General features: G+C 62.7%; 16 protein-coding genes. 12 read left to right on the forward strand and 4 right to left on the reverse strand.

Annotated features, from left to right (window positions below):
- Positions 1 to 1,022: 1,022 nt before the first annotated feature.
- Positions 1,023 to 2,051: a PepSY-associated TM helix domain-containing protein gene (locus GRI89_RS02315; RefSeq protein ID WP_235912702.1), complete on the forward strand. Its 1,029-nt coding sequence runs from the start codon at positions 1,023 to 1,025 to the stop codon at positions 2,049 to 2,051.
- A gap of 81 nt (positions 2,052 to 2,132) precedes the next feature.
- Here GRI89_RS02315 and GRI89_RS02320 read toward each other — a convergent pair whose 3' ends face one another.
- Positions 2,133 to 2,288, reverse strand: coding sequence for a hypothetical protein (locus GRI89_RS02320; RefSeq protein WP_159791785.1), 156 nt, complete (start codon positions 2,286 to 2,288; stop codon positions 2,133 to 2,135).
- Between the two features lie 131 nt (positions 2,289 to 2,419).
- A complete protein-coding gene (locus tag GRI89_RS02325) occupies positions 2,420 to 2,875 on the reverse strand; it encodes a MucR family transcriptional regulator (RefSeq protein WP_159791787.1) in 456 nt (151 codons plus the stop codon).
- A 967-nt stretch (positions 2,876 to 3,842) separates the two neighbouring features.
- Here GRI89_RS02325 and GRI89_RS02330 point away from each other — a divergent pair.
- From GRI89_RS02330 to GRI89_RS02380, 11 genes are all read left to right on the forward strand, one after another.
- Entirely contained in the window at positions 3,843 to 4,781 is a 939-nt protein-coding gene (locus GRI89_RS02330; protein WP_159791789.1) for an MBL fold metallo-hydrolase, read from the forward strand.
- 28 nt (positions 4,782 to 4,809) lie between these two features.
- Entirely contained in the window at positions 4,810 to 5,232 is a 423-nt protein-coding gene (locus GRI89_RS02335; RefSeq protein ID WP_159791791.1) for a TIGR01244 family sulfur transferase, read from the forward strand.
- A gap of 15 nt (positions 5,233 to 5,247) precedes the next feature.
- Positions 5,248 to 6,024, forward strand: a complete 777-nt coding sequence (locus tag GRI89_RS02340) for a sulfite exporter TauE/SafE family protein (RefSeq protein ID WP_159791793.1) — start codon at positions 5,248 to 5,250, stop codon at positions 6,022 to 6,024.
- Positions 6,025 to 6,117: 93 nt separating this feature from the next.
- Positions 6,118 to 6,657: a thermostable hemolysin gene (locus tag GRI89_RS02345; protein ID WP_159791795.1), complete on the forward strand. Its 540-nt coding sequence runs from the start codon at positions 6,118 to 6,120 to the stop codon at positions 6,655 to 6,657.
- Entirely contained in the window at positions 6,654 to 8,702 is a 2,049-nt protein-coding gene (locus GRI89_RS02350) for an AMP-binding protein (protein ID WP_328598041.1), read from the forward strand. Before GRI89_RS02345 ends, GRI89_RS02350 begins: the two co-directional genes overlap by 4 nt.
- Positions 8,689 to 9,471, forward strand: a complete 783-nt coding sequence (locus tag GRI89_RS02355) for an SDR family NAD(P)-dependent oxidoreductase (protein ID WP_159791799.1) — start codon at positions 8,689 to 8,691, stop codon at positions 9,469 to 9,471. The genes GRI89_RS02350 and GRI89_RS02355 overlap by 14 nt, the downstream gene beginning before the upstream one ends.
- Positions 9,468 to 10,109 carry a tetratricopeptide repeat protein gene (locus GRI89_RS02360; RefSeq protein ID WP_235912688.1) on the forward strand — a complete coding sequence of 214 codons (642 nt, stop codon included), beginning with the start codon at positions 9,468 to 9,470 and terminating at the stop codon, positions 10,107 to 10,109. The genes GRI89_RS02355 and GRI89_RS02360 overlap by 4 nt, the downstream gene beginning before the upstream one ends.
- A gap of 10 nt (positions 10,110 to 10,119) precedes the next feature.
- Positions 10,120 to 10,740, forward strand: a complete 621-nt coding sequence (locus GRI89_RS02365; protein ID WP_159791801.1) for a class I SAM-dependent methyltransferase — start codon at positions 10,120 to 10,122, stop codon at positions 10,738 to 10,740.
- A gap of 8 nt (positions 10,741 to 10,748) precedes the next feature.
- Positions 10,749 to 11,366: an RNA polymerase sigma factor gene (locus tag GRI89_RS02370; protein ID WP_235912689.1), complete on the forward strand. Its 618-nt coding sequence runs from the start codon at positions 10,749 to 10,751 to the stop codon at positions 11,364 to 11,366.
- Positions 11,363 to 12,292, forward strand: coding sequence for a FecR family protein (locus GRI89_RS02375; protein ID WP_235912690.1), 930 nt, complete (start codon positions 11,363 to 11,365; stop codon positions 12,290 to 12,292). The genes GRI89_RS02370 and GRI89_RS02375 overlap by 4 nt, the downstream gene beginning before the upstream one ends.
- On the forward strand, positions 12,201 to 14,564 hold the full coding sequence (locus tag GRI89_RS02380; RefSeq protein ID WP_159791805.1) for a TonB-dependent receptor domain-containing protein: 2,364 nt from the start codon (positions 12,201 to 12,203) through the stop codon (positions 14,562 to 14,564). The genes GRI89_RS02375 and GRI89_RS02380 overlap by 92 nt, the downstream gene beginning before the upstream one ends.
- Here the strand turns inward: GRI89_RS02380 and GRI89_RS02385 are convergent.
- Both GRI89_RS02385 and GRI89_RS02390 read right to left on the reverse strand, forming a co-directional pair.
- Entirely contained in the window at positions 14,553 to 15,083 is a 531-nt protein-coding gene (locus GRI89_RS02385) for a response regulator (RefSeq protein WP_159791875.1), read from the reverse strand. The genes GRI89_RS02380 and GRI89_RS02385 overlap by 12 nt on opposite strands.
- Positions 15,076 to 15,519 (reverse strand): MAPEG family protein, encoded by a 444-nt coding sequence (locus tag GRI89_RS02390; RefSeq protein WP_328598042.1) that lies wholly within the window; start codon positions 15,517 to 15,519, stop codon positions 15,076 to 15,078. Before GRI89_RS02390 ends, GRI89_RS02385 begins: the two co-directional genes overlap by 8 nt.
- Positions 15,520 to 15,521: the final 2 nt, after the last annotated feature.

Raw genomic sequence — 15,521 nt, forward strand, 5'->3', positions numbered from 1 at the left:
CATGACCAATCCGATAGGCGTGGCCGATGCCAGAAGCGGACCGGCTGGAGACACCACATTTGCAGACCCGCTTCGCTCGTATATCTCTTACGAAGAAGGAGAGGCGAGAATGAGTGATGTTCCGAAGCAGACGATTGCATCTGCCCTTGCGGTGTTAATTGTCATTGCGAGCGCAGTCTTGGCCACTGCAAAGCCATATCAGCAGGATCGTATACTCATAGAGTTTGGCCTCAAGGCTCGATAGGTTAGCGAGCAACCTTCCGCGTTCGACCCAAGTGAGGACATTCGGTGGCGCGCCAATTTGTCAGCATGAATAGGCTGTTGGGTGTTTTCCTTTTTTGGCTTCCGCAATGACGGGATACGCGGACAATCGACCGGAAGAGGTTAGGATTAGAGAGGCTATTTCGCTCTGCGCAAACTCGGAGAACCATTCTTCTGCTGGATAATGAGGGCAACCGGCAGATGCTCGCACGGTCCACCACCGATTTTAGTAGGCCGCCGCTGCTTTGCGGAAAACAAGCTGCGTTCGTTGAAGTAGCCGACGATAAGTCCAATAGCTCATCCTTATACCGGGGAGAGTGTCGGATCGACGGGCAATAGTCTTCTCAATCCCTTCTGGGATCATGATGACGGCAGTTACAATTTGACCAATGAAGACTGCCGCGAAACTGGATGTGGGACAGGCTGGATTTTACATATTTAAGGAATGCAATTTCGGCATCTTTCTACCCAAATTTGTGACCTCACCACCGAGCTAGTTAGCTGCCTGGAGCGGACCATCCGCTAGCGATCCTTTCGCTGCTAGTGTGAATAATAAACGGAGTTGCGCCTGCGATGCTCCCTTCGCATTTATTGGCAACAAATCCCCGAAGTGAGGTGAGTACGGTGGTTGAGTCTGCCGTTCAAAATGCTAGACGATTCCGTTGGGGAACGACTCATAACAAAGTAGGCCATAGGGTGATCGCTAGCAAGAGACGTACTTCGTTGTTTTCGTTGTATTGGCGTCGTAGTTTCTGCTGAAACTGCTCCGCCTCGCGCACCGTTGGACAGGCGGGATCGTTGGGCTTCTCCTCGCTGTGATTGGGCTTTCGGGTGCTCTAATGGTGTGGGAACACACTTGGCTTTGCCTTCCCAGATCAAACGAGCGACTCGTGACAGATTCCAAGACACTTGGGGCGTCGGTCGAGGCTGCGCTGACGGAAGAGCCTGGATTGAAGCGGATCACTTTCGCCAGCGAGGAGATTGGCCTGCACGAAGCAATCTATTCCAATGGTAGCGGGGCCTACTTCGCGCAGGATGGAGTGCTTGTCGATCGCTGGACGTCGATTTGGGATCGCCCCGAACTATGGTTGTTCGAACTTCACCAACATTTGTTGTTGGGTCAGAATGGTAAATACATCACGGGGCTGTTGGGTCTGGTGCTGTTTGCCTTTTCTGCGTCCGGAATCGGGCTCTGGTGGCAAACGCGAAAGACTTTTGAGCTCCGCCTTTGGCCTGCTCGGATGACGCGCAGCGGAATCATCCGCCAACATCGAGACCTTGGTATCGTCGCAGCGCCATTGCTAATGCTTTCGGGCATTACGGGCACCTTAATTCTTTTCCCTGTCGCGTATGAAATACTGAGCTCGCCTTGGGCGGGACCAGAAATAGGCAACTCAACACCGCCCAAAGGTCTTCCGTTGACCGGCTCAAAAACCGACTGGCAAAAAGCGATAGCCAATGCTCGGTCCGCGTTCCCCGGCGCTGTACTGCGTCGCATCACATTTCCGGAACCGGGTGCTGCTATTACTGTGCGGCTTAAGCAGCCGTTTGAATGGACGCCTAACGGCCGAAGCCTTGTCTGGCTTGACCCGTCAAATGGAGCGCTCCTTGCGAGCAAAGAACCCCCTAGCAACGGCAGTGCTGTTATCGCTGAAGCGCTCTACCCAATTCACTCGGGCAAGATTGGAGGGACGGTCTGGAAGCTTTTTCTTACTTTCGGCGGCCTAGGTCTCGCCATGCTTGGAACGCTCGGTTGCTGGAGTTTTTGGTTCAGGAATGCCCACAACTGAAGTCTAGACACAATGAAAGTCGTGTTAGACTTGGCTATATTGAACTTATCAATTGAATCCTTTTAAGAAATACGTATCTTGTCACTTCATTTTTGATTTTTCTCTTGTATGTAAATTATTTCGCTGTGTACTGCTCACAACGTCTGCAGTTTCTTTCGACGTGCTGCGTTTCGCGGCGGATTTTGGTGCGCGGGCAACGATCGTGTCAGCCAAATTCAGTGTCGCGGCGTTGATCATTGACCCATACCTTAATGGGCGTCGTAGAATTGCTGTTCATGACGGCAGATTGTTCGGATTGAAAGTGAATCGATCTAACGAGGGGGGCGGCCTCTTCGGTCACTGGAACCAGCCACTCAATAGCCGAAAATTCAGTCGCCATTTTCGGTCTTCTTGCGCTGGCCTCGCTTCTGGCCAGATTTGCGGCCGAGCCCGATTTTCTTAGCCAGATCTCTACGTTTGGCAGCGTAGTCGGGCGGCACCATCGGATAGTCGGAGGGAAGTTCCCATCTTCCGCGATATTCGTCGGGTGTTAAGCCATGTTCAGTCATTAGGTGGCGCTTAAGCATTTTCATTTTCTTGCCGTCTTCAAGGCAGACTATGAATTCCCTCCTAACTGAAGAACGAATCGGAACAGCGGGAACAGGTCGAGGCTCATCTTCAGGTACACCAAGACTCTCTAGTGAGGCATAGACACTTTTGATAAGCGAACTCACCTCATTTGCGCCGAGTGAGTTGTTGGCCAAATAGGATGAGACGATATCGGTAGTGTGCTCGATTAGAATATTGGAAAATTCCGCTCCTGCAGAAGTATTCTGTGTCGCCATTGTTTGGCTCCTCTTCTATTGATCATTGTGACTCAAGAGCGGCCTAATAAACAACAAGGTATATAGAAATTTCTTGTGGCATTTGAGCGACACTCGTTTGCTCTTGACGCGTAGGGCCGGTAGCCGACTGTCATTCCTGAGAAGCCATTCAAACTTGTGCGGAATGGCAACTCCACTCCAATAACCCGGCAGTTACGCTCAGCATTCAAACCTACAGAAAACAAAAGTTTGGACTTTCACTGAAAATGCCGTCTGTTTCGTCGCTCGCCGTCAAGGCTAAGCGAACCTATGAGTCTATGCTTTGCAGTTACTACAAAAAATATTCAGAAAGTATCGAATTGAGATTTGTTTACCATAATTAAGGTGATACGAATTGCCCAATTTCAGGCGATATGCCAATAGGTAGAGTCAGAATGATTTATGAGAATCTATTTCCGATATTGGTTCAACCAGCAAGGTGCACGTTGGTCTCACGAACAACACGCAATGCAACGGGCAGCGACTGAACAAAAGGAACGACCCCGTTGCGTCCTCCGATGGCACCCGTTCGAGCAGATTTGCCGCTTTATCCATGCTCTTGTTTATGCCACGCGGTCGTGTTTGGTATAGGAAGCTCGCTGCTTTCAGAGCTTCGCTTATTTGCGAGTTCAAGTTTGCTCGCACGCGTTACGACGCTGAGGTCATGAGCGATTGTGACTTCACCGCAAGCTGGCCCAGAAAAACTTAGAGTTTCGGAGTTTCGAATCTTTTTTGTTGAGCTTCTTCTACGAAAATCTCTTACGCTCTCCTCCTCCAGACTCGATCAACCTCGCGCGCAACGAGACTGTATTCGAGCAGGGCCGTCTGCATGTTCCGGGAACGGTCGCATTGTTGTTTGGGAGGATTCGTGCCTCTTGGTGGACTCCGATCCTTGATATATTAGATGGAGCTAATTAAATATCGAGAAGTAGTTTGGAGGTGTTTCGCGATGCTTGGCAACAGCAACGATAGTGCGCTGGAAGCGGCTTCGGCGATCGTCGAAAAGGCACTGGCCAGAGAAGCTACCAGGCCGGTCCTGCAAGGCTTCTTCGACGAGGAGACCTTCACCGCCAGCTACGTCGTGTTCGACCCGGCGACACGCCATGCAGCGATCGTCGATTCGGTGCTCGACTACGATCCGGCGGCGGGCCGCATCTCGTACGGCTCAGCGGACGAGATCATCGCCTTCGTCGAGGCCGAGAGCCTGCATGTGGAATGGCTGCTCGAAACGCATGCCCATGCCGACCACCTCTCCGCCGCGCCTTATCTGCAAGCGAAGCTCGGTGGCCAGATCGCCATCGGCAAGGACATCGTCCGGGTGCAGGAGGTGTTCGGCAAGCTGTTCAACGAGGGCACCGAGTTTGCGCTCGACGGTTCGCAGTTCGACCACCTCTTCGACGATGGCGACACCTTCCGCATCGGCGAGCTCGAGGCAGTGGTCCTGCACGTCCCCGGCCACACCCCGGCCGATCTGGCCTACGTGATCGGCGATGCGGTGTTCACCGGCGACACCATCTTCATGCCCGACTACGGCACCGCTCGGGCCGACTTTCCGGGCGGCGACCCGCATGCGCTGTACAACTCGATCCGCCGCCTGCTCTCGCTGCCGGATGACGCGCGGCTGTTCCTGTGCCACGACTACAAGGCCCCGGGACGCGACGAATTTGTCTGGGAGACCACCGTCGCCGCCGAACGCGCCGGCAACGTCCACGCCCACGATGGCGTCAGCGAGGACGAGTTCGTCAAGATGCGGACCGACCGCGACCGGACGCTCGGCATGCCGCGGCTGATCCTGCCTTCGGTGCAGGTCAACATGCGCGCCGGGCACTTCCCCGAACCCGAGTCCAACGGGACCCGCTACCTTAAGATCCCGCTCGACGGGCTCTGACCCCTCCAGACCGAGCAAAGGCAATCCGATGGAAACGAAGAAACTCGACGACACGCTGTGCATCCGCCCGCAGGTCCTGCCCGAACAGCTGGCCGAAGCGGCCCGCCTCGGCTTCCGCTCGGTCATCAACAACCGGCCCGACGGCGAAGAGCCCGGCCAGCCGACGTCCGACCAGGTCGCCGCCGCGGCGCATGCGGCTGGCCTAGAATACCGCCATATCCCGGTCATTCCCGGCCAGATCACCGACGACGCGATCGATGCGTTCCAAAGGGGCATCGCGGAAATGCCCAAGCCGATCGTCGGCTTCTGCCGGACAGGGACGCGCGCTGCGATGCTCTGGGCCCTCTCCAATGCCCGCGAGATCGGCGCAGATAATGCGATCGAATGCGCAGCCGGCGCCGGCTGCGACATCTCCGGCATCCGTGCACGGCTCGAACAGCGCGGCGGCTGAACCGGCACTTCCGGCATGATCGATACTTTGCATATTGCGCTCGGCGGACTGTCGGGCGCGCTGGTCGGGTTCACGCTCGGACTGGTCGGCGGCGGCGGGTCGATCCTCGCGGTGCCGCTGATGGTCTACCTGGTGGGCGTGAAAAGCCCCCACGTGGCCATTGGCACCAGCGCGCTGGCCGTGGCGGCCAACGCCGCCCTGGGCCTGCTGCAGCACGCCCGCAAGCACACCGTGAAGTGGCGCTGCGGGACGTTGTACGCAACTGCCGGGATCGTCGGTGCCTTCGCAGGATCGACGCTTGGCAAGAACTTCGACGGCCAGAAACTTCTGTTCCTCTTCGCGCTGGTCATGGTCCTGGTTGGCGTGCTCATGCTGCGCGGCAGCAAGGCCCCGGACCAGCCTGACGTCCGCCTCGACCGCGAGAACGCCCCGCGGCTGGTGGGTTTCGGATTCGGGACCGGTGTGTTTTCCGGCTTCTTCGGGATCGGTGGCGGCTTCCTGATCGTCCCCGGTCTCGTCGCTTCGACCCGCATGCCGATGATCAATGCCGTCGGCACCAGCCTCGTCGCGGTGACTGCCTTCGGCCTCACGACCGCTGCCAACTATGCGCTGTCGGGGCTGGTCGACTGGGCGCTGGCCGCAGTCTTCATCCTCGGTGGCGTCGTCGGGAGCCTGCTCGGAACGCTGCTCGCCCAGAAGCTGTCGCAAGGCAACGCGCTGCGCACCGTCTTCGCGGTGCTGATCTTCGTCGTCGCGGCCTACATGATGTGGAAGAGCTGGGGCGCGATGTAGGCTTCGCCGCGCCCGGCGAATAAATTTCACCTCCAAACTCCGGAATCGTCCGCGCCGTGGCGTCTCCCGTCCGTGAACAAACGGAGCCGGAACATGGACGCCTTCGGCGCAAGGGATTTCGTCGATCAGGTATATCATCGCGAGTACGGCGCCGAAGGCGCTGCCGCGTTCTCCACCTACCTTGCATCTGCTTCCGGAGCTGTTCTCGGCTACCGCCGGGCCAGCGCGGAACCGCTATTTCTCGAGGCCTATTGCGATGCGCCGATAGAGGACCTTCTCGTCCCGGTGCTGGGGCGGCGAGTCGAGCGGCGCGCAATCATCGAGATCGGCAACCTCGCTGCGACCAACGCGATGGCGATGGTCCACTTGTGGGGTGCGGCGGCGAACGATCTCGGTGCAAACGGCGAAGTGGTGGTCGCAACCCTGACCCGCTCGCTGCGCACCATGTTCCGCCGCATCGGCATCGTCATCCATGACCTCTGCCCGGCTGAAAGGCACCGCCTAGCCGGGGCAGGAGCAGGGTGGGGCAGCTACTACGAACAGGACCCGCGCGTCTGTGCCGGAGACATTTGGCAGGGTCAGGCGGCGATTTCCGCCTTTCGCGCCCGCCGCGTACCGAATCCTGCCGCGTGAGCACGTTGTTAGAGGCCATTCGCGACCATGCACGCCGCACGCCCGGCCAGGTCGCGGTCGATCCGGTTACTACGCCACCGCTGACCTACGCCGCTCTTGCTGCTCGGGTCGATGCGTTGGCGCCGCAACTGGCGCAGGAATTCGCTGGCGGTGCCGCGGCACTCGAAATCGACCACGGCGCCGACGAGGTGATGCTCGAACTGGCGCTCCTCGAAGCGGGAATCCCGGTTCTTTCCCTTCCTGCCTTCTTCACTTCCGAACAGCGTCGCCACGCACTCCATTCGAGCGGAGTCGCGGCGATACTGTCCGGCGTGGGAGCGGATCGACGGACAGCGTGCCCCTTGCGCCCCGTCCCGCTCCCCGCCGGCTCCGCGCGGATCACCTTCACCTCGGGATCGACAGGTGCGCCCAAGGGTGTGTGCCTGTCCGCCGGGCACCTCGAGCAGGTTGCGGCCTCAGTGGTCGAGGCAGTGGGGGTCGAGCACGCCGGACGGCATCTAGCGCTGCTGCCGCCGGGCATCCTGCTCGAAACCGTCGCAGGGCTCTTTGCCACGCTGATGGCGGGAGGCACTTACGTCTGCCCGCCACAGTCCCTGTGCGGGCTCGGCGATCCCTTCCGGCCCGATTTCGTTGCGCTGGCGGCGCGGATCGCCGAATGGAATATCACCTCCCTTATCCTCGTGCCGGAATTGCTTGCCGGCCTGGTCTCCGCGCTCGAAGCGAGCGGCGGACTGCTGCTCTGTCTGTCCCTGGTGGCAGTCGGCGGGGCGCGTGTCCCGCTACCGTTGCTCGAACGGGCGCGGGGGCTGGGCTTGCCGGTGCGGCAGGGATACGGCCTGACCGAATGCGGGTCCGTCGTCAGCCTCGAGGATGCGGCCGGCGATGCGATCGGATCGGCTGGCCGTCCCCTGTCGCACATGGCCGTCCGGCTGGCGGACGACGGCGAGATCCTGCTTGACGGACCGCTCTGCCTTGGCGAGATCGGCGGCGCACCGCCGGTCAGTCCCTTTGCCACGGGCGATATCGGGCGGATCGATGCTGACGGAAGGCTGTGGATCACCGGGCGCAAGTCGAACCTCATCGTCACCGCGCACGGCCGCAACGTCTCTCCGGAATGGGTCGAAGAGGCACTGCTGGCCCAGCAGGATATCGCCCAGGCCTTCGTGCACGGCGACGGGATGCCGTTTCCATGTGCATTGCTGGTCCCGGCATCGACAAATGCCGACCTTTCAGCGGCAGTCGACGCCGCCAACGCGACTCTCCCGGCCTATGCCCGAGTTGCGACTTGGCGCCAGGTTGCCCACTTCACGCCGCAGAATAGCCGCCTGACCGGTAATGGGCGGCTCCGGCGCGCCGAGATCTTACGGAGCTGCATCGGCGCGCCGGATAGATTCACCCAGCTCGAGGACGAGACGGTGCGCGAGCGGCTGGCGTTTCTCGCCGTGCCGCAAGTCCGTGCCGGGCTCGCCGGATCGATCAGCCGCGTGGTCTACATCGCCTATCTCACGCAGGCCTATCACCACGTGAAGCACACCGTGCCGCTGATGCAGGCGGCACGGGACGGGCTCATGGACCGGCCCGAGCTGGTCGAGGCGCTCGACGAATATATCGCCGAGGAGACCGGGCACGAGGAATGGATCCTCGCCGATATCGCCGCCGCCGGGGGCGATGCCAACGCAGCGCGGGCCAGCACGCCGCACCCCGCCACGAAGGCGATGGTCGACCACGCCTATGGCCGGATCGCCGCGGACGACCCTGTGGCCTTCTTCGGCATGGTCTACGTGCTGGAAAGCGTCAGCGTGGCGCTGGCGACGCGTGGGGCAGGGGCCGTCGCGGAGCGGCTTGGGCTGCCGCCCCAAGCCTTCACCTACCTGACTTCGCACGGTGCGCTCGACCAGTCGCACATGAAGTTCTTCGCCGGGCTGGTGAACGGGTTCGGCGAAGCGGACATGGCCAGCGTGCGTCGCATGGCGCGCGAGATGTTCGCGCTGTTCGGGGGAATGTTCGCCGCCATCGACCTGGAGCCGGACCTTGAACCTGCTTGAGGGCAAGCGCATCGCCGTTACCGGCGCGGCGGGCGGCCTCGGCACGCCAGTGGCGCAGTTGCTCACCGGGCGCGGCGCGATCGTGACCGGGATCGACCGGCTCGACTGCCCGGACTGCGCGGCCTCGATCGTCACCGACCTGTCCGACGACACCGCACTTCTCGACCTGTGCAGTAGGCTTGCGGCAGATCCGCCCGACATTCTCGTCAACATTGCCGGGATCATGCGGTTCGGCCTGCACGAGAGCCAGCCGTTCGACGCCTTGTCGCTGTGCTACCGCATCAACCTCGTCGTGCCCGCGGCGCTGGCGCAGGCGGTTGCGGGGCCGATGCGCGCGCGCGGTTCGGGGCAGATCGTCAACATCGGCTCGATGCTCGGCTCGATTCCCTATCCGTGGTTCGCCGCCTATTCGTCGAGCAAGGCCGGCCTCGCCGCGCTCAGCCAGGCGCTGCGCCGCGAGCTTGCTAGTTCGGGCGTGACCGTCACCCACGTCAGCCCACGCGCAGCGAAGACGAAGCTCAACGACGGCGACGTTGAACGCTTTCTCGACCTTGCGGGAATGAAGGCGGACGACCCCGATTGGGTCGCGCGCCGCATCGTCGCGGCGATCGAGGGGCGTCGCGCCAACGTCAGCATCGGCGCGATGGAGCGAGTCTATGCCGCGCTCAACGCGCTCGCCCCGGCCGTGATCGACAACGGTCTGAAATCGCAGGTCAGGCGCGCCCGCGCCGCCTTCAACCAACCGCCAAAGAGAGGAACCATCCGATGATCGGCAAGACCCGCCTGACACTGGCCGCTGCGCTGCTGGCGCTGGCCGTACCCGCCTATGCCGCAGGCTCGATGAGCCAGGAGGTCAAGAGCATCAACGACAGCTGGGCGCACATCACCTACGAGGTGAAGGGATCGAGCACCCAGACCAAGGCGCTCGACAAGCTCGCCGACCAGGCCGCTGCGCTGGTCGCCAAGTACCCCGGGCAGGCCGAGCCTCTGCTGTGGCAGGGCATCGTGGTCAGCGAGCAGGCCAACCGCGCCAACGTCTTTCACAAGCTGGGCCTCGCGACCCGGGCGCGTGACATCATCGCCAAGGCCTATTCGATCGATCCCAAGGCCGCCGGCGGCGGCGCGGCGATGAGCCTCGGGGTGCTGTACTACAAGGTCCCCGGCTCGCCGATCGGCTTCGGAGACGACGAGAGGGCCAAGCGCCTGCTGCGCGAGGCGCTGACGCTTGATCCCGCGGGTCTCGATGCCAACTACTTCTACGGCGATTTCCTGCTCGACCAAGGCGATAAGGCCGGGGCCAAGACCTACCTGCAGAAGGCGCTCAAGGCGCCGCACGATCCGGCCCGTCCGGCCTGGGATGCCGGGCGGCGGCGCGAAGCCACGGCACTGTTGAACAAGATCGGCTGACCGCATCCCGATGCCGGGTCCACTCGCGGTCCGTCTCGCCGGGCAGCTCGCGCGACCTCGTGGGCTGCCCGGCACCTTGTTGGGCCGTGCGATGGACCTTGCCAACCGGCGCTGCACCGCGCTCGCCATCGACCTTCTCGATCCGCAGGACGGCGAACGCCTGCTCGATGCCGGTTGCGGCACCGGGGCGGCGCTGGCCGCCGTCCTCCGGCGCGCCGACTGCCTCTGCACAGGCATCGACCCCTCGCCGGCCATGATCGCCGCCGCGCGCCGCCGGTTGGGCAAGCGCGTCGCACTTGCCCCGGTCAGGATCGAGGACCTGCCGCCTTCTGTTGGGCCTTTCGACGCGATCCTCGCGCTTAACGTGCTCTATTTCGCCGATGACACAGGCGCGATGGTCCGGGCCTTGCGGCGAGCCCTCGCGCCCGGCGGAAGGCTGGTCGGCTACGCCACCCATCGCGAGACAATGGAGCGCTGGTCTTTCGCCCGCGCCGGGCTGCATCGCCTGTTCGACGCTCCGTCCCTCATCTCGCTGCTGGAGCAGGGCGGCTTTGCCAGCAGCGCCATTTCCGTGCAGGAATGCGCCGTCGGCCCGGGCGTCAGGGGGCTTCTCGTATGCGCCCGGCACTGAGGAGGTTCATGGCGGACGGCGATGAAGCGGTAGTGTCGAGTGGGCTGAACGGCCTGTTTGAACATCATCGCGCCGAATTGAAGCGCTTCATCAGCGCGCGCTGCGGCGATCCGGTTGAGGCCGAGGACCTGCTGCAGGAGCTCTGGCTCAAGCTTGCCGACCTCAGCGTGGGGCCGATCGGCAACGGCCGTGCCTACCTTTTCCGCATGGCGAACAACCTCGTCTTAGACCGCGTCCGTCGCCGCCACCGGTCGATGCGCCGCGACAGGGCGTGGCTCGAGCGCGATCCCGTGGGCACCGCGACCGCGGAGGACCGGCCCGACCCTTCGCCCGACGCGGAGCAGGAACTGCTCGACAAGGAGGAAACGCAAGTCCTGCGCGCCGCTATCGCCAGCTTGCCCGCAGGAGCCCGGCGCGCGCTCGTCGCCTACCGTTTCGAGGGCATGGCGCAGGGCGACATCGCGACGATGATGGGCATCAGCCGCAGCGGGGTGGAAAAGCACCTCGCGCTGGCGATGAAACATCTCCGAAAACACCTCGACGACTGCGGATATTTCAGTTCCGTGTCGTCGGATAATCGGGAACGGCCGGGGCGGCCCGACCCGACGCTGGAAAAGACACGATGAACGGGGCTGACGACAATATTCGCGACGAGGCGGTGCATTGGCATCTCGCTTCGCTGCGCGACGACATGGACTGGGACGGGTTCACCGCCTGGCTCGAAGCCGACGCGCGTCATCGCGAGGCTTTCGACGAGGTTGTGCTGGCCGACGAGCTTGCCGCCCGCCAAGGTCCGGCACTCGCGGAAGAATTCGCCGCCGAACTTGTGGAGCAACCTGTCCGCTCGCGCTGGCCGGTCTGGATGGGCGGGGCCGTGGCAGCATCGCTTATTGCGCTGCTTGTCGTCCCGCAAATCACCCAGTCCGATCCGGTGACCTACACCGCCAACGAGACCAGCCGTACCGTCGCGCTCGCTGACGGTTCGAGCATCGTCGTCGCTCCTGGCAGCACGCTTACCGTGGCGGGACGAAAGCAGGACCAGCTGGCGCTGGAGGGCGGGGCATTCTTCGAAATCCGCCACGATCCCGCACGCAGCATGGTGATCAAGGCGGGTGGGCTGGAAATCTCCGATATCGGCACCAGTTTCGACGTGCAGGTCGTCGGCCAGTCTACGCGCGTCGAAGTGGCTGAGGGCCGGGTGCAGGTACGCGGCGAGGCCCTCGCGGGCCCGATCGAACTCGACGCAGGCAAGCAGGTTTCGTTCGATCCCCAAAGCAAGACGGCGACAGTTGCCACGGTCTCTGACGAGAACGTTGGCGAATGGCGCAAGGGTCGCTTGACCTATGAGTCCACTCCTCTGGCACTGGTCGCCGCCGACCTCGCACGCTATGCCGGGCTGCGTTTGGACATCACGCCGGCAATCGCGAACCGCCGGTTTTCGGGGACTTTGTCGGTCGGCAATGGGGATACCGCGGTCAGGGACCTGGCGCAGCTCATGGGCTTGGTGCTGGTGCACGACAGCGATACTTATCGCCTGGAGCCCGCCGGCTGAGGCTCAGGTCGACCAGCGTTCCGCAATCGACGTAGAATCCGCCAGCCTGCCCGAGGCGATCGCCGAGCTGGCGCGCGAGACGGGCGTTTCGATCGGGACCGAAGGCACTCTCCCACGCTTGCGCAGCCATCCGGTAAAGGGCCGGATGTCGGTCGATCGGGCCCTGTCGCACATGCTCGCGGGCACCGGTTACGTAGCCCGCCGCGTCGGCGCCACGGCATGGCGGATCGAAAGAACGCCCCAGCGCCAGGCAGCCGTGGGGGGCCGACCCAAGGAGATCCCGCCGACCATCGGCGCGGAAATCCTCGTCACCGGGACCAAGCGCGAGCTCTCGCTCGATAACGCCGCGATCGCTGTCGCCGTTGTCCGTCCCGATGCGATCCAGCAGGTTCGCGTAACGAGTGACAGCGCGTTCGTCGCCGTCAACGTCGAGGGATTTTCGCTGACCGGACAGGGGCCCGGCCGCAACCGGATGTTTCTTCGCGGCGTGGCCGACAGCGCCTTTGGTGGTCGAACCCAGTCGACCGTGGCTGTCCTTCTCGACGATGCGCGCATCACCTATGCCGCGCCCGATCCCGACATCCGGCTCGTCGATGTCGAAAGAGTGGAGCTGCTCAAGGGACCGCAAGGCTCGCTCTACGGCACAGGGGCGCTCGGCGGAATCTACCGGGTAGTGACCCGTCGCGCCGACCTGTCGAATATGGAATTCGCAATCGGACTGACCGCCGAGACTGTCGAACACGGGTCTTCGGGCGCAAGCGGTGCAGTCGTCGCCAACCTGCCGCTGGCCCGCGACAAGGTAGGACTTCGCTTGGTGGCTTACGGCGAACTCGCGCCTGGCTGGGTCGATACGGGGACGAAGAAGGACAGCAACACCTCCGGTTTGTCTGGAGTCCGCGCAGGTCTCGGGGTCGACCTCGGAGATGGTTGGCGGGCCGATGCGACCGGTTTCGGCCAGTGGCTCGGCGTCGACGACAGCCGCTACGTCTACGAATCGCTGGCCCGCCGCCGTCCCGCGCAACTTGCCGAAAAGCACGACAATGACCTCCTCCACGGATCGCTGCGTGTGGCGCGTGACGAAGGGCCAATCCGGATCGTCATGTCCAGCGGTTACACGAGCCATGTCGTTGACGAGCAGATCGACGCGACGCAGGGCGCGGAGTTGCTTGGCATGACCGATCCGGAGCGCCTGCTCGACGCCAACAGGTACAAGGTCTGGGACAATGAAATTCGTGCCAACGGGCAGATCGGGCGGCTCGGATGGCTGGGCGGCATATCGTACCTCTCCGCCAGACAGGACAGTTCGCGCGACCTGACCGGGTTGGCAGGCAGCACGATGAACGTGGACAGCGATGACCGGTCTGCGGAGGAGCTGGCGCTGTTCGGTGAACTGTCGCTTCCGCTGACGGGCAGGATCGAGGCGACCGCCGGTGCGCGGGTATTCCGCAGCCTGATCGAAGAGCGCCGCGCCGAAGGGGCCGAGGCGGCCGAACTTCGCTTCATCCGCTATGGCGTTACCCCGGACTTCGGGCTGTCGTGGAAGCCGAAGGTGGGGCGACTGATCTACCTCCACTATGGCTCCGCCTTTCGCCAGGGCGGAACGGGGATCGGTGAAGACGGCACGATCGAAGCCCTCGAAGGAGACGAGCTTGCGACGTTGTCCGCCGGGTGGCGCGACACTCTCGGCATGATCCGCTTCGACCTCGGTCTCTATCACTCCTGGTGGAGCGAAATTCAGTCGGACGTCTTGCGTCCCAACGGGCTGATCGAGACTGCCAACGTCGGCGATGGAGAAATCACCGGGGCCGAACTGTCGGTCGAAGCCGAACCGGCCGAGCGCTGGCGCCTGCAGGGCGGGGCAATGCTGCAATCGGCCAAGATCGATCCCGTCAATGCATCGAGCGATGGGGACCGACGTCTGCCGGTGGTCCCCGACATGACGTTTCGCGCCGCCGTGCTTCACGATTTCTACCTCGGCGACTGGGACATGAGCGCGAGGGCCCAGCTCAACTACTTCGGATCGGCGCGGTTAAGTTTCGATCCGGCGCTCGACAGAAAGATGGGCAAGGTCTTCGACGCGACGGCCGAACTGCGGGCCAGCCGCGGCCCGTTCGGCCTGTCGCTCGAAGTACTTAACCTGCTCGCCGGGCGGCACGATACCTTTGCCTATGGCAACCCTCTGCGCGTGCGCACGGCGCCGCAGTTCACGCCCCAGCAGCCGCGCACATTCCGGCTGACGCTTTCATACCGGCCTGGCGGTTCAGCCGATTGAGCGGCGCTGCGTCGACTCGAATTTCTGCGCCAGCCACTCCCTTGCCTGTTCGCGCTTCGGCTTGGCCTCCACCGTGTCGATGGCGTGGTTGACTCGCCAGACGAGGAAGCGCGGGTCGAATGGCTTGCGAATGTGATCGTGCGCCGCACAGGGCAGGAGTTGTTCGGAATTGCCGTTGCCCGCTGTGGTCGACAGCAGGATGATCGGCGTGTCGCGGCATGGCTCGGTCGAGCGCAGTTCGCGCAGCAGGGATCCTTCTTTCTGGCCCGGCATGTCTTCGTCGAGCAGGATCAGTTCGGGCTCGCGCCAGCGCAGCAGCGTGTGCGCCTGTTTGGCGTTGCAGACCCAGCCGCAGGCGTATCCCGCGGCGATCAAGGCGTCGGCGGCGCGCTCCGCGCCGGTGGCGTCGCTGTCGACGATAAGGATGAATGCTACTTCGCGGCCCCCATTGTTCCCATTGAACCGTGGGCCACGACTAGCGCAGCCATGCTGGCAGGGCGCTAACCCCGGGCTACGCAGTGCCCCCTAGGAACACTGCGCGTGCGGCAAGTGCGATCAACGCCATCAGGACGATGGAGGACAGCGCGAAAATGCCGAAACGCACCATGACCTTGTTGAAGGTCGCTTGCACCAGCGAGTGGAGGATGCGCAGGCCGACGTAGGCGCAGCCGAGGATCGCCGTGCGACCGTCGCCTTCGCCGGTCAGGAACAGCACCAGCGCCACAGCATAGAACACCGTCGGCGCTTCATGCAGGTGGTTGTAATTATGCGCTTTCCACTGAACGCCCGGGGGAAGGACGCGATCGAGCGTCGTCTCCGGGTCGTTGGCCAGCTTGTCGGGTTCGACCTGCGCCGCCTGCATTGCGGGGATGCGCGTGGCGTACATCCACAGCCACATGATCATGGTCCAGGCCGCCAGCACCACGACCGGCTGGAGAATCGAAAGTTCGGGCACGC

Origin of the sequence: Croceibacterium salegens (assembly GCF_009827435.1) — a bacterium.
Lineage (GTDB): Bacteria > Pseudomonadota > Alphaproteobacteria > Sphingomonadales > Sphingomonadaceae > Croceibacterium_B > Croceibacterium_B salegens.